The sequence below is a fragment of the Streptomyces sp. NPDC058653 genome, from assembly GCF_042716895.1.
Taxonomy (GTDB): domain Bacteria; phylum Actinomycetota; class Actinomycetes; order Streptomycetales; family Streptomycetaceae; genus Streptomyces.
This window is the reverse complement of sequence record NZ_JBHXRM010000032.1, coordinates 87,937-102,300: the sequence shown is the minus strand read 5'-3', so window position 1 is coordinate 102,300 and position 14,364 is coordinate 87,937. Positions and strand designations below refer to the sequence as shown.

General features: G+C 71.0%; 11 protein-coding genes. 3 read left to right on the top strand and 8 right to left on the bottom strand.

Annotated elements, in window-relative coordinates:
* Positions 1–218: hypothetical protein (locus ACFWU9_RS25155; RefSeq protein WP_384322092.1), on the top strand; the 218-nt coding region annotated here is incomplete at its 5' end.
* A 165-nt stretch (positions 219–383) separates the two neighbouring features.
* Here ACFWU9_RS25155 and ACFWU9_RS25150 read toward each other — a convergent pair.
* From ACFWU9_RS25150 to lxmK, 7 genes are all read right to left on the bottom strand, one after another.
* Positions 384–1,703, bottom strand: a complete 1,320-nt coding sequence (locus tag ACFWU9_RS25150; protein ID WP_384322090.1) for an ABC transporter permease — start codon at positions 1,701–1,703, stop codon at positions 384–386.
* Entirely contained in the window at positions 1,700–2,752 is a 1,053-nt protein-coding gene (locus ACFWU9_RS25145) for an ABC transporter ATP-binding protein (protein WP_384322087.1), read from the bottom strand. Before ACFWU9_RS25145 ends, ACFWU9_RS25150 begins: the two co-directional genes overlap by 4 nt.
* Before the next feature lie 72 nt (positions 2,753–2,824).
* Positions 2,825–3,628: a class I SAM-dependent methyltransferase gene (locus ACFWU9_RS25140; protein ID WP_384322085.1), complete on the bottom strand. Its 804-nt coding sequence runs from the start codon at positions 3,626–3,628 to the stop codon at positions 2,825–2,827.
* Positions 3,625–4,308 carry a flavoprotein gene (locus tag ACFWU9_RS25135; protein WP_384322083.1) on the bottom strand — a complete coding sequence of 228 codons (684 nt, stop codon included), beginning with the start codon at positions 4,306–4,308 and terminating at the stop codon, positions 3,625–3,627. The genes ACFWU9_RS25140 and ACFWU9_RS25135 overlap by 4 nt, the downstream gene beginning before the upstream one ends.
* Positions 4,305–6,284, bottom strand: coding sequence for an ABC transporter ATP-binding protein (locus tag ACFWU9_RS25130; protein WP_384322081.1), 1,980 nt, complete (start codon positions 6,282–6,284; stop codon positions 4,305–4,307). The genes ACFWU9_RS25135 and ACFWU9_RS25130 overlap by 4 nt, the downstream gene beginning before the upstream one ends.
* A gap of 63 nt (positions 6,285–6,347) precedes the next feature.
* Positions 6,348–7,559: a T3SS effector HopA1 family protein gene (locus ACFWU9_RS25125; protein WP_384322079.1), complete on the bottom strand. Its 1,212-nt coding sequence runs from the start codon at positions 7,557–7,559 to the stop codon at positions 6,348–6,350.
* Positions 7,556–8,614 (bottom strand): class V lanthionine synthetase subunit LxmK, encoded by a 1,059-nt coding sequence (gene lxmK, locus ACFWU9_RS25120; RefSeq protein ID WP_384322077.1) that lies wholly within the window; start codon positions 8,612–8,614, stop codon positions 7,556–7,558. The genes ACFWU9_RS25125 and lxmK overlap by 4 nt, the downstream gene beginning before the upstream one ends.
* 2,130 nt (positions 8,615–10,744) lie before the next feature.
* Here lxmK and ACFWU9_RS25115 point away from each other — a divergent pair.
* Positions 10,745–12,172: a S28 family serine protease gene (locus tag ACFWU9_RS25115; protein ID WP_384322075.1), complete on the top strand. Its 1,428-nt coding sequence runs from the start codon at positions 10,745–10,747 to the stop codon at positions 12,170–12,172.
* Positions 12,173–12,468: 296 nt separating this feature from the next.
* Entirely contained in the window at positions 12,469–13,146 is a 678-nt protein-coding gene (locus ACFWU9_RS25110; protein WP_384322073.1) for a class I SAM-dependent DNA methyltransferase, read from the top strand.
* A gap of 405 nt (positions 13,147–13,551) precedes the next feature.
* On the opposite strand, the gene ACFWU9_RS25105 is transcribed toward ACFWU9_RS25110, so the two are convergent.
* Positions 13,552–14,352 carry a sugar phosphate isomerase/epimerase family protein gene (locus ACFWU9_RS25105; RefSeq protein ID WP_384322071.1) on the bottom strand — a complete coding sequence of 267 codons (801 nt, stop codon included), beginning with the start codon at positions 14,350–14,352 and terminating at the stop codon, positions 13,552–13,554.
* Positions 14,353–14,364 lie beyond the last annotated feature (12 nt).

Below are 14,364 nucleotides of genomic sequence, written 5' to 3'. Positions count from 1 at the left end.
CCCGGGTGATTCCCGGGAACGCCGGCCCCTCGGTCGGTGGTGCGGTGTCGGGCGGGGATCAGCTCCTGCTCTTGCTGATCCCGGCGACGACGGCGACGAGGAGGGCGATTCCGATGGCGATCCAGACTGCGCTGCTCATGACGTACTCCCGTGGGGTGGTGATGAGGGTGGGGTGGGGGTGGGGGGAATGGGCTCTCGGGGATATGGGTGTGGGGTGAAGTGCCGGGGTGAGTGGGGCGGGTGGGGGGATCGGGCCGGGGTGCCACGCGTGGGGAGCGGCGGGCCCGGCGGGCGGACGGGGCAGGGGCGACAGGGACGGACGGGGCAGGAGGGACAGGGACGGACGAGGGACAGGGAGACACGGGTACGTCGGCGGCCCGCGGTCAGCGCATCCGCAGCGAGTCGGCCAGCGGAACCCTGGAGCCGCTGCGCAGCACGCTGTTGGCGTACATCCGCCCCGCGACACGGGTCAGACCCACCAGCGCGGCCACGGCCAGCACCAGCGACACGGCCACCTGCCACGCCGGCGCGATGCCCAGCAGCATGCGCGCCGGCATCAGGATCGGGCTCAGCGGCGGTACGAGCGAGACCCACTCGATCACCGGGTCGTGCGCGTTCTTGCTCAGCAGGGTGATGCCCAGCACGAACGGCGTCGTGATCAGCACCATCACCGGCTGCACCACCGCCTGGAGGTCCTCCTGCCGTGAGACGCGCGCGGCGGCGGCGGCCAGCATCGCGGCGAAGAGGAAGAAACCGAGCAGAAACCAGACGCCCATCGTCACCAGCGTCCCGCCGACCGCCGTCGGCAGTGAGATGGCGCCGGTGCCCTCGGCGAGTACGACGGCGGCCCCGCCGAGCAGGACGAGCTGGGTCACACCGACCACGGCCACACCGATCAGCTTCCCCGCGAGGAGCTGCCAGGGCCGGATGCTGGAGAGCAGCAGCTCGACCACGCGGCTCGTCTTCTCCTCCACCACGCCCTGCGCCAGCATGATCCCGTAGACGATGAAGAAGAAGTACAGGAGTCCGGTGGAGGAGAGGATCAGCGCGAACTGCTCGGCCGCGCTGTTCTCCGAAGGCTCCAGCGTCCTCGTCTCCAGGCTCGACGACGCCACGCGCTCCGCGAAGTCCACCGGGTCCACGCCCTCGCGTTCCAGCTCCCGCGTGGTGCGCTCCTCGGCCACGGCGGCGTTCACGAGGGCGAGGAGATCCTCGTCCGTCTCGCGCTCCACGGTCACCGTGAGGTTCGCCGTGTCGCCGCTGATCACGGCGGAGACGTCCCCGTCGCGCAGCAGCGTCTCCGCCCGGGCGCCGTCGACGGTGACGAACTCGAAGTCCAGGCCGCCCGCCCGGTCGGCGGCGGCGGTGAGCATCGGGCGCATCGACGCGGTGTCCTGGTCGACACCGACCTTGGTCGGCCCCTCCTTGGAGAAGAGGATGATCAGGGTGTAGACGCCGAGCGCGAGGACCAGTCCCAGCGTGCTCAGTACGAAGGACTTCGTCCGCATCCGGCTGTTGATCTCGCGCTTGGCGACCAGTCCGACGGCCCGGCGCGCCGAGAGGGCGCCCGGATCGGGGGAGGGGCCGCCGCCGGGGGCCGCCGTGCCACCGCCCCGTACCGTGGCGCCGGTGTCCGTGCCCGGGTCCTTGTCCGTGCCCGGGGCGGCGTGCGCGTTCGCGTCCGCCTGTGCCTCTGTACTCATCGCCCGCCGCCCTCGCTCCCGCTGCCCGCCGAAACCGTCTCGACCCTGCCCGCCCCGCCGGCCGCGTCCGTGGCATCCACCGACGCGTCCGTCGTGTCCGTGGCATCTGCCGTGGGTGTCGGGCCCTCGGCGGCGGAGTTCGCCGCGTCGTCTCTGGTCACCAGATCGCGGTACAGCTCGGTCAGCGGCGGCTGTTCCGATACGAAGGCGGACACCGGCCCCGTGGCCAGCGCCGCGTGCAGCACCTGCTGGTCGTCCGCGCCCTTCGCCAGCCGCAGCCGGGTGCGGGTGCCCTCGCGGCTGATGACCTCCACGCCGGCCAGCCCCGCCGCCCAGTTCTCGTCCGCCCCGGGAGCGTCGACCAGCAGCCGGCGCTCGGCGCTCCCGCTCAGCTCCTCGACCGTCCCGCAGGCGATGAGCCGCCCGCCGCCGACGATGCCGACCCGGTGGCAGACCCGTTCGACAAGGGCCAGTTGGTGGCTGGAGAAGATGACGGGCACGCCTTCGGCGGCCCTCTCCGCCAGCACGTCGCGCATCACGTCCACCGCCACCGGGTCGAGCCCGGAGAACGGTTCGTCCAGCACCAGCGCCTTCGGCTCATGTACGAGGGCCGCCGCGAGCTGGACCCGCTGCTGGTTGCCGAGGCTGAGGTTCTGGACCTCCTCGGAGGCGTACGAGTCCACCTCCAGCCGCTCGATCCACCGGTCGGCCGCCGCCCGCGCCCCGGCCCGCGACATGCCGTGCAACTCACCCAGATACCGCAGGTGTTCGGCGACCTTCATCCGCGGATACAGACCGCGCTCCTCGGGCATGTAGCCGAACTGCCTGCGGGCCGCGAAGTCCACCGGACGGCCCAGCCAGCGGACCTCCCCGGCGTCGGGCGTGAGCACTCCGAGGATGATCCGCATCGTGGTGGTCTTGCCCGCCCCGTTGCTTCCCACGAAGCCGAACAGCTCGCCGGAGCGGATCTCGAAGGTCATGTCGTCGACGGCCCGGCGCTTGCCGTAGCTCTTCCGTACGCGGTCGACCTCCAGCGCTGCCGTAGCCATGTGCCACACCTTCCGACGGTGATGTGTTAACTCGCTGAAGTATTGCGTTAACACATCACTCCGTCAAGGTTGTCATGCCTTCTGACGCTCCACCACGACGATGTGCTTCTCCGTCAGCTCCGACAGCGCGCTCCGGTCCCAGCCGGCCCAGCGGCCCGTGACCCGCAGCCCGACGAGCCTGGCCATCACGTCGAACTCCGCGGGCCACGCGTACCGGCTGACCTCCGGCACCTTCCGCAGCCCGTCCGGGCCCAGGATCGTGTGGACGACGAGGGCGGACTGGAGCTGGCGGTTGACCTGGACCGTGTCCAACAGCAGCGCGTCCGGGGCCAGATGGCCGATCTGGGTCGTCGCCTCGGTGAGGCGGTGGTAGTTCTGCGGGTTGTACGTCTCGAAGACCGCGACCCCGTCGTCGGCGAGCGCGTCGTGGATCCCGCGCAGACAGCTGATCTGCAACTCCTGGGTGGGGAGCATGAAGAACGTGTTGAGCGCGGTGAGGACGACGTCGTACCGCTCCTCCACCTCCAGCGCGCTGAAGTCGGCGACCGAGCTGGTGATCTCGCCCGTGGCGTCGTTCTCGTGGAGCTTCGCCAGCATCGCGGGGGAGGCGTCCACGCCGTGCACGCGGTAACCGTGCTTCGCCAGTGGGATGGCCAACCGGCCGGTGCCGACGCCCAGTTCGAGGAGCGAGGCGGGGGCGGGGCGCAGCTCGTCCAGGAAGGTGATCATGGAGTCGATGGCGGGGCCGGAGGTGGGGTAGAGCGAGTCGTACACGTCGGCCAGCGCCTCGCCGTACGCGCTGCTGCCGTTGCTCTTCCGGGAGGCCGTGGAGCCGTTCGTACGGTTCCCGGTCTGCTGGGGTGCTTCGGTGGTCATGCTCTCTCCCTCTGATTCCGCTGATTCCGCTCTTCCGCTGATGCGTGTTCCTGCTCGGCCTGCTCCGCCTGCTCGGCGTGCTCCGCCGACTTCGCGAGTTCCGCCCGCAGTCGGTCCGCGGCGGTCAGTACCTCGGGGAAGGAGGCCGGCGCCCACGCCTCGCGCCGGCCACTGGTCGTACTGCGGCCGGGGTGCGGCGGGACGACCACGACGTTGCGGCGTCCGGCGAGCTTGGCGGAGTGCTCCGCGTACGCCGCGCTCTGCGCGCCTCCGGGCGGCAGCGCGGGCGCCAGAGCGATCGCGGCCTCGGTGCACTGGAGCGCGAGGACGGACGGTGAGTCACCGAGCCCGAGCGCCAGCCTGGCCAGATAGTTGAGCGTCGCGGGCAGGACCACCACGGCGTCCGGCCACTGCGCCAGATCCACATGGCGGGCGCGGGGTTCGGGCTCCTCGGGCCAGCGGTCCGCCAGCACCTCGCAGCCGCCGATGGCGACCAGCGCCTCATGGGTGACGAACCGGGTGGCCGCCCCCGTCAGGACGTAACGCACCTCGACACCGGGCTGCCCCATCTTCAGCCAGCTGGCCCAGAACGGCAGATGGGCGGCGGTCACCGACCCGGTACCGACGACCAGCAGCCGCCGTATCCCCACCGGTTCGGGCACACCCGCTCCGGCGGTCACCGGGCCGCCGCTCCCGCTCCCGCTCCCGCCCCCGAACCCGCCACGGGCGCGGGCTCGGGAACGGGGGCGGTCTCCGGCGCGGGCGCCGGGTCCGTGGGGGGCGTGGTGGTGGTGGGTTCGGGGGCGGGAGCGGTCGCCGTGGCTTCCTCCGCGGCCGGTGCGGCGGCGGTGGTCCCGGCGGGCACCGCGGTCGGTGCGGTGGTGGTGCTTCCGGCGGGCACGCGCCCGGCCTCGCCGCCGCGCAGCGCCTGGCCGTGCACCAGCTCCTGGTAGAGCGCGGAGCGCGTCAGCAGCTCCTCGTGCGTACCCCGGTCGACGATGTGCCCCTCGTCCACGACCACGATCAGATCGGCGTCCTGGACGGTCGAGATGCGGTGGGCGACGGCGATCACCGCGCGTTCGGCGGCGAGTTCACGCATCAGCGCCCGCAGCCGCTCCTCGTTCTCGCTGTCGAGCTGGGACGTCGGCTCGTCGAAGAGGACGACGCGGGTCTCCCGGAGCAGTACGCGGGCGGCGGCCAGCCGCTGCCGCTGGCCGCCCGACAGGTCCTCGGCGCGGCCCAGTTCGGTGTCGAGTCCGTCCGGCAGCGCCTCCACGGCCGCCCGCAGCCCGAGTGTCTCCAGCGCCCGCCACAGCTCCGCGTCCGGTACGGCGGTGTCCTGGCCGAGCTGGAGGTTCCGGCGCACCGTGCCCTCGACGAGGGTGAAGCTCTGGTCGACGTAACTGATCTGCCCGCGCAGCTGGTGCAGCGGCCACTCCTCGACCGGGAAACCGCAGACCGAGATCCGGCCCGAGTCCGGCAGCAGAAAACGTTCGGTGAGGCCGAGCAGTGTCGTCTTGCCGGCGCCGGAGGGGCCGACGATGGCGGTCAGCCCGCGCGCGGGCGCCGCGAACGCCGCCTCGTGGATGATCGTGCGATCGCCGTCGACATAGGTGACCCGGTCGAACTCCACGGCCGGCGCGGTGGGTGAGGGCTCGATCGCGGTGGTGGGTCCGGAGTCCTCCGACGGGATCATGAGAACGCTGTTCAGCCGGCCGCGGGCCGCCAGGCCGGCCTGCATACGGGCGAAGCCCGACACCAACAGGGTGAGCGGCGACACCAGTTGCAGCAGATAGACGATGAACGCGGCGAACTCGCCGATGTTCAGATCCCCGGAGGCGAGCCGCGCCCCGCTCACCACCATGACCGCGACGATCGACAACTGCTGGCCGAACTGCATCGTGGGACCGACCAGCGCGCTCACTCGCGCGACGGACACGGCGGCCTTGCGCGCGTCGTCGACGCTGTGGCCCAGCGAGGATGCCACCTGACGCTCGGCCAGGAACGCCTTGACCGTCGGCAGCGACAGCACGGCGGCCGTCATCTGCTGGGACATGGAGCCGATGGCGTTCTGCTGCCTCTCCACGCCGCTGCGGATCGCCCGTACGCAGGCGAAGATGCCGAGCCCGGCGACGGTGAAGGTGGCGAGGACGACCAGGAGCAGGACCCAGTCCAGCAGGCCCATGGCGATCAGCGTGCCGATGGCCAGGAAGAGTGACGAGGGGATCTGCGCCACGCCGACGTCCACCACGGAGCGCAGTTGCGAGCTGTCGGAGCTGGCACGGGCGACCAGATTGCCGGCTCCCTCGCGCCGTACACGCCGTAGCGGCAGGGTCAGGATGTGCGCGGCGATCCGGAAGCGTGCCTCGGAGACGAGGGCCTCACCGGCGCGGGCGAGGAGGAAGGAGCCGATCGCCGACGCGAGGCCCGCGCCGAGCGCGAGACCGGCCATGGCGAGCATCGGACGGATCGGCCGTTCGTCCTGGCCGAGGGCGATCACCAGGTCGCGGACCTGGAGGGGGAGCATGAGCGTGGCGACGGCGGAGAGCATGCTCATCACCACCGCACCGGCGACGGCGGTCTTCCGGCCCTCCAGGAGCTGGGCGAAGACACGCAGTTCGTCGGTGCCGGCCGGACGTGGTTCTGCCTTGGCCATGGTGGTGGTACTCCTCAAGCGTGCGGGTGCATCCGGTCACTTTCGGGTCGCACGGCCGACGGTTCAGGGCGCGGCGGCGGCCCCGGGGGTGGTGTTGGTGTCGGGGTCGGCCACGCGGTCGGCGCTGGCCTCGGGGACGGCGGAGCCTGTGGCCGTCCAGGGCCAGGCCGCCGAGTCGAGATTCCGGGCGGGGTCGGCGGGGTCCACGTTGGCCGCGGCGCAGGCCGCCGAGAGCTCGGCGGCCGTCGGGCGCTCACGCCCCTGCTCGGCCGCGGCCACGAACGCGCGGGCCACGACGTGCGAGCGGTGCTCGCCGAAGCTGAGTCCGCGCATGCCGGTGCGGTCGTCCTTCGGCTCCCAGGCGGCCGTCACGCCTGGGGCCACGACATGCGCGAACGACGGAGGCGGGCCCTCGGGCAGCCCGGTGGCCAGGGCGCTCTCGGTCAACGCGTCGACCACGCCCCAGGATTCGGCACTCAGATAGACGACCATGCCGTCGTTCCGCGGCAGGCTGGCCGGGTTCGAGATGATCTTCGCCCGGTAGATCGCCGACCGGCTCTCCAGCGTGCTCAGTACGGCGTTCCAGAGGGCGGGCGCCTGTTCGGCGTCGGCCACCCGCAGATACATGCGGAGCAGATCGCCCCCGCCGGTACGGCCCTTGCCGCTGTCCACCAGGAAGAACCCCGGCGAGATCAGCGGGCGGGCGGACGGGAGTCCCATCAGGACCACGGGGCGCGCCGGGTCGCCGACCGTACGGCCGGTCTCCCGCAGCGTCACGGAGTCGGGCACGTTCAGGCGCAGACCGTCGATCTCCACCACGCGGCGGCCGGCGGCCGTCCGACGCCCGGTGAGGACGGCGGGCGCGACGGTCGTCGCGTGGGGGGTCGCCTCGGCGATCCGGGTCTCGTACTCCGGCGCGCGCAGGGTCTTGGGCGCCTTGCGGTCACGTATGCCGCGGCCGGTGTGCAGCACCTCGTAGAGGGCGCGGGCGAGTGTGAAGCGCATCGCGGAGGGGGACTCGGCGGTCACCTCGTCGTCGCCGATCCAGGCGGTCCTGCCGTCCTCCGCGATCCGTACGGTGTCCAGCGCGCTCTGGAGTCCGGCGGAGAGGAGGGGCGGGGCGTCGGTCAGCTCCGGATCGACGCCGGGGCTGGCGCTGGCAGCGGCGTTGGCGTTCGCGTTGGCGCGACCTGCGGGAGCTGTGGCCGTGGCCGTAGCCGTGTCTGTGGTTGTGCCTTTGGCCGTGCTTTCGGCCGTGCCCGTGACTGTGCTCATGCGGCCTCCCCGAGTCCCACCGTGGAGACGAAGCTCCGCGGATCAAGCAGCGCGGTCCGGCCGATTCCGGCCGCCGCCCTGACGATGGCCGACAGGCGGCCGTTCTCCTTGGTGGAGGCGATCAGCCGGTCGATCAGATGCCATCCGGCGTAGGACGTGGCCCGTACGACGAGTCCTTCGTCCTCGGGGGCCCCGCCCTCGCGGTACCCGCGGTGGAACGCGGCGATCAGCGGCAGTACGCGCTCCAGCTCCTCGCTCCCGCGCGCCACGACCTCCTCGTGGGTGAGCGTCGCCGAGAACGCGTCGTCCGTCTCCTGCGAGGGGATCCGCAGCACCGCGCGGTGCAGCCATTCGCCGACGTACGCCCCGACGTCACGCGCCGGGTCACCGAGCCGGAACTCCTCCCAGTCGTTGACGTACAGCGCGCTCTCCGTGGCCAGGAACTGATCCAGTCGCAGATCACCGTGGATCGGCACGCGCGCCGCCTCGGACTCGGTCGCCCGGAGCCGTTCGAGCCCGTCGAGCAGCGCCGCGTCGCGCTGGAGCAGCCCCCAGCCCTGGATGAACGCGCCCGTGGCGTTGACGTAGTGCTCCAGCGGCAGCGAGCGCAGATCCTCGACGGGCGGGTACGGGTGCGGATCCGGCTCGGGGAAGTCCTCGGGCAGGAACGGCAGTTGGTGCAGGGCGGCCACCGTACGGCCGGCCTCGGCGGACGTGGCTTCGGTGAACTCGTCCTCCGCGGCGAGCTCGCTGCCCGACCGGATGTCGTCGAGCATGCCGAAGACCAGCAGGCGCCCTTCCTCGTCGCCGCCCAGGAATTCGGGGCGGGGGAAGGGGGATTGGCCGCGATTCATCAGGCGCTCGAATGACATGAGCCGCCGGTAGCGCTTCAGGGATTCCTTCGGATTCCCTTTGAGGCGCTTCACGAATACGGCTTTGCCGGTGTCGGTCACGCCCGACCAGTTGTCGTTGCGGCCGGGGTAGGAGAAAACCTCCGAGGCGTTGAGTGAACCCAAGTCGAGCTGGACGAGGAGCTGTTCGACCGATGCGTCCACGGGACTGTCGACAGCCGACGCGGAAGACCGGCCCTGCGGGTATTGAATCTTTTCGCCTGCCACAGCCGATTTCTATCGCGGGACGCCGTCGGCGGACAACGAATTGACCGCCATCGGCCACGCCCGGCCGGGGCGGGGCTCGGTGGGTAACGTGCACGACTGCCGGGCCACCCCGGACGGGCCGTACACGGCCGTCCCCCGTGAGCGCTCCCAGCCCTTCCGAACCCCCCTCCGAACGCCGCCCCCTCGCCTCCCGAGCGCCTTCGGGATGCCGTCAGGATGCCGTCGGGATGCCCGTGCGGATGCCGTCCGGGGGCGGGGCTGGGGCGGGCTGGCCGTGTGGGGCCGAGGGGCGGGCGTCCGCTGCCCCGTTGATCGTGGGCCGGCCCCCGACCGGCCGTGCTTCCTGTTGAGTCGGTGCGCGGCCGGGCCGCTGACAGGCTCGTTGCCAGGCCGGTTGCCAAGCCGGTTGCCAGGCCCGTTGTCCGGCCGCCCCCGGACGCACCGTCGGGCCGCCTCCGCGCGAGTCAGGGGGAAAAACATCCCGCGTGGAAGGCGGCCCGAGGTCCGGGCTTACGAACGGCGGTCGGTGACGATTCCTCCGCTAACCGTCACTCGACGCCGCCGCTCCGGGCCCACATGTCCGAACCGAGAATTACGTATTCTCGTCGCCCGTACGCGGTGGGTGATGCTTTGTGCGATACCGCGTGGTGCTGTGATTCACGGGCGTCGGGGCGTGGATTCGGCGAGGCTCACACGATTCTTCGCCGTACGGCCCACACGACCGCTTCGATCGGCGTCTCGACGTCGACCCGTTCGCATATTGTCCGCAGTTTTCGGCGCAGTGTGCGGTCGCTCATTCCCATCCTGCGCGCGACCTGCGCCATGGTGCAGCCCTGCGAGACGAGTTGAAGGATTCTCAAGTGATCGTTTTCCAGTCCGAGGTGGGGGGCTCTGAGGACACTTCGTGGATTCACCTGTATCAACCTCACGGTTGTCCGACGGTGAGGCGCCGGATTCCGAGATGCTCGACGGCCCGAGACAAGAAGCCCGTTCGCAGTGCTGCCGCCGGAAGAGCTGCTGTATCCGGTTCGTTCGAGCGTGGTCCGAGAAGTATGGATTTCCGGTCTACGTGTCAGTCAATTCCTTCCCCCGTTTCAGTCATCGGACCGGAGTGGTAATCCGGTCCGTCCGCCCGTGACGGGAGAGTTTTCTCCCCCGTGTGCGAGGTGGGCGAGACGTCGGCCACCCGCGGCCATGACACCCCTCCACCTCGCCTCCACTTCGTATGTTCAAACGGTCCGGTGGGGGAGGTGAACAGGGCGGGATGTGATCGCGCTGTGCTGTCGACCCGTCACCGGTCGGTCCGGGGGGTGCCCGAACGGTCTCCCAGCTTCAGTTTTCCGCTCCTTCGGAGAGCGCCCGGGGGGTATGCGACACGCCCGGAATATGTGACGCAGATCACAGCATCCTTTGTGCTCCGTCATGAGTCTGGTCGGTGCCGTGATGTCCGGAACGTCGCGACTGGGTACCTCCGCGGGGTGTCCGGCCGGATCCGTCGCGGACGCGGCCCGCGACCGGTCGAGACGCGCCAAGAAGGTCCCCTCGCGGTGCCCGAAGGGCGCGTCCCACGAGGGGGAAACGATCCCGAGGCAACCAATTCGGGCCATCCTGAGCCCGGTTGATAAACGGCCGAAAGGTGGGCGCGAAGCCGCCCGGGACGGGTGTGTGAAGGCGGTATTCCGGGCATGGCGAGGCGCCCCGGCGGTTACGAGGAGGAAAGCCGATGGCCTTGTTGTGACAGCCGTGTTAAGCGTCGGTGGAGGTCGGCGAGCCCACTTCCGACAGCGCCCCGAATTGTGCTCCGAAGCGCCCGGAACCGGTCCGTTTTCGATCTCCGAACGTTTCTCCACCCTCTCTCCGTGCCCCCTCCGTTCCCTCCGCGCCTCCTCCGCGTCCTCTTCGCGACTCGCTCACGTCTCGCCCGCGCCCCGTCCGTGCCGGCGAGCGGGGGCGTGTGCGCGGGGCGTGCGAGGCGCCATCCGGGTGCGAGCGCCTCGTGGGGGCTGGCGGCGCGGGTGCCTCCCCGGCTAGGTTCGCGGGCGTCTGTCATGAACACAGGGAGTGTGAATGCGCAAGGCGCTGAGATGGCTGCTGTCGCTCGTGCTGCTCGTCGGCACGCTGGGCGCGGCCGGGGCGGCAACGGCCGCCGAGGGGAACGCGGGATCCGCGGCCCCCGACATCAAGGACCAGATCCTCGCCATCCCGGGGATGAGCCTGATCGAGGAGAAGCCGTACCCCGGTTACCGATACTTCGTCCTCAACTACACCCAGCCGGTCGACCACAAACGGCCGTCGAAGGGAACCTTCAAGCAGCGCCTCACGCTGCTGCACAAGGACACCAGCCGTCCCACCGTGTTCTTCACGAGCGGGTACGGCGTGTCCACCAACCCGAGCCGCAGTGAGCCGACCCGGATCATCGACGGCAACCAGGTGTCGCTCGAATACCGCTTCTTCACCCCGTCCCGGCCCCAGCCCGCCGACTGGTCGAAGCTCGACTACGAGCAGGCCGCCGCGGACCAGCACCGGATCTTCGGCGCGCTGAAGAAGATCTACCCGAAGAAGTGGCTCGCCACCGGAGGCTCCAAGGGCGGCATGACCGCCACGTACTACGAGCGCTTCCACCCCCGGGACATGGACGGCGTCGTCGCCTACGTCGCGCCCAACGACGTGGTGAACAAGGAAGACTCCGCCTACGACCGCTTCTTCGAGAAGGTCGGCACCGCGGAGTGCCGCGACAAGCTCAACGCCGTACAGCGTGAGGCGCTGGTCAGGCGCGAGCCGCTGGAGAAGATGTACGCGACGTGGGCGGAGGCGGAAGGCGCGACCTTCACCACCGTCGGCACGCTCGACAAGGCGTACGAGGCCGTTGTGCTCGACTTCGTGTGGGCCTTCTGGCAGTACAGCCTGGAAGCCGACTGCGCGGACATCCCGCCGGCCACCGCGTCGGACGAGGAGATCTACAACATCATCGACGCGATCTCCGGCTTCTCCTTCTACACCGACCAGGGCCTCGCCGGGTACACGCCGTACTACTACCAGGCGGGCACCGAACTGGGCGCGCCCACGGTCAAGCTGCCCCACCTGGGCAACCTGAGCCGCTACGGCTACCAGCCGCCGCGGAACTTCGTCCCGCGCGACATCCCCATGAAGTTCCGCCCGTGGGAGATGGCGTCCGTCGACAACTGGGTCCGCCACCACGCGGACCGCATGCTGTTCGTCTACGGCGAGAACGACCCGTGGGGCGCCGAGCGCTTCCGCCTGGGCCACGGCGCGCGTGACAGCTACGTGTACACCGCCCCGGGCGCCAACCACGGCGCCAACGTCGCCGGCCTCGTGGACGACCAAGAGGCGAAGGCCACGGCCCGCATCCTCGACTGGGCGGACGTCGCACCGGCCGCCGTACAGCAGGACGCCGAGAAGGCGAAGCCGCTGGCCGCGTTCGACGCGAAGCTCGACAAGCAGAACCTGGAGCGGATGCCGACACTCCGTCAGTAGTCCGCAGGCACGGAACCGCCACCGGCGCAGACAAGGGGGGCGCACCGGTGGCGGTGTGCTGCCCGGCCACAGGCGGCCTGGAGAGGGGAGTCAGCGATCGTAGCCAGTGAGTACGAGGGCCGACACCGCGCTGCGGAATGCCGACGGGAGCACATGAAATAGGACGTACGGGAGGCCCCTGCGGTTCCCAGGAGGTGGGGATTCCGCCGATTTAAAGGAAAAGGTGCCGTAAGCCCGAACGCGACCCCACCCCCCCTCAACCGCCTCCGGCGGGCCGCCGGTTAACCTCCTCGCCCATGACCGCACTCGAACCCTCCTTCATCCGTGACACCCGGGACGGCTACAACGCCATCGCCGCCGACTACGCCGAGCTCAGCAAGGACCACCCCGGCGCCGACCCGTACGGGCGCGCGATGCTCGGCACCTTCGCCGAGTACGTACTCGCCGACGGTGGCGGCCCCGTCGTCGAGGTCGGCAGCGGTCCCGGCCAGATGACCGCCCATCTGCACACGCTCGGGCTCAACATCTCCGGCATCGACCTGTCGCCGGTGATGGTCGCGATGGCCCGCCGGACCTACCCGGACGTGCGGTTCGAGGAAGGCTCGATGACCGGCCTGGACCTCCCGGACCGCTCGCTCGCCGGCCTCGTCGCCTGGTACTCGATCATCCACATCGTCCCGGAGCAACTGCCTCACGTCTTCGCGGAGTTCCACCGGGTCCTGGCCCCCGGAGGCCGACTGCTCCTCGCCTTCCAGGTGGGCGACGAGCCCCGGCACTACGACGAGGCGTTCGGCCACCGCGTCAGCCTCGACTTCCGCAGGCTGTCCCCGGACCGGGTCACCGAGCTGCTGAACCAGGCCGGCTTCCAGGTGCCCGCCCGCCTGGTCCGCGAGCCCTACGACGGCGAGACAACCCCCCACGCCAAACTCCTCGCCCACAAGCCCCCTCTGCCAACCCCCCAGCCCCAGCCCTGACCCCGATCCGGCCCAGCGGGTCCCCCCCCCTCCAGCACCAGCCCTGCCCCGATCTCAGCGCACCGGTCTCGGCCCCGGGTTCGTCGGGCAGGTCCCGCTCGGGGTCTCGGCCCCCGGTCTCGTCCGGCAGGTCCCGCCCCGGACCTCGGTCCGCAGGTCCGGGTCCCGGCCAGTCGGCCCCAGCCCCGGTCCGGCCCCGGTCCCGCCGTGCCCCCGGTCTCAGCGCGCCGGTCTTGCCCCTGGTCTCGTCGGGCACGTTCCGCTCGGGATCTCGGCCCGCTGGTCCGGTCCAGGCCCGCCGGTCCGGTGCCGGTCTCGGCCCGCCGGTCCCGGCCCGCAGAGCCTCCCTTGGCGCGCCCGCGGACCCCGTCAGCGCTCCCGGCTCCCTCCGCGCCCCGGGCTCCCTCAGCGCCCCCGCGCGAGCAGCGCCTCCAGGTGTTCGCGGCCGGGGGCCAACTGGTCGGGGAGGTCCGCCGCGTCCGGGTACCAGCGCTTCTCGTACTCCCAGCAGAGCCACCCGTCGTCCCCGTCCCCGGCGAACAGCCCGACGCACTCGCCCAGCGGCAGCACCCCCGCGCCCAGCGCCAGCGGCGTCGTGTCCTCCGCCGACGCGATGTCCTTGACCTGTACGTAGCCGAGGTGCGGTGACAGCGACGCGTGGCTGGTGACGGGCCGTTCGCCACCGAGCCAGGTGTGCATCACGTCCCAGAGCGCACCCACCTGCTTGTGCCCGACGAGACCGAGGACGCGCATCGCGTCGGCGCCCGTGCGATGGGAATCGTGCGTCTCCAGCAGGATCCGTACCCCCGACTCCGCCGCGAGCGGCGCCGCGGCACCGAGTCGGCGGGCGGCCGTGGCGTCGGCGGCTTCGGGGTCCTGGTCGCCGCCGCCGGGGAAGACGCGTATGTACGAGGCGCCCAGATCCCGCGCCAGCCAGATCAGTTCGTCCAGCTCCCGGCGCAACTCCTCCTCGTCGCCCCCTTCGGCGGCCACCCGCGCATAGCCCGCGACGGTGAGGATCTCGACCCCGTGCCGCCTGAACTCATCGACCACCGCCGCCCGTTCACGCGCCCCGATGCCCGGATGCACCGGCTCCTCCGGATGGGCGCGCAATTCCACCCCCTGGTAGCCGGTCCGTTCGGCCAGGGCGACGACCTCGGGGATGGGGAGGCCAGGGACACCGAGGGTCGAGAAGGCGAATTTCACTCCGTCTTTCCT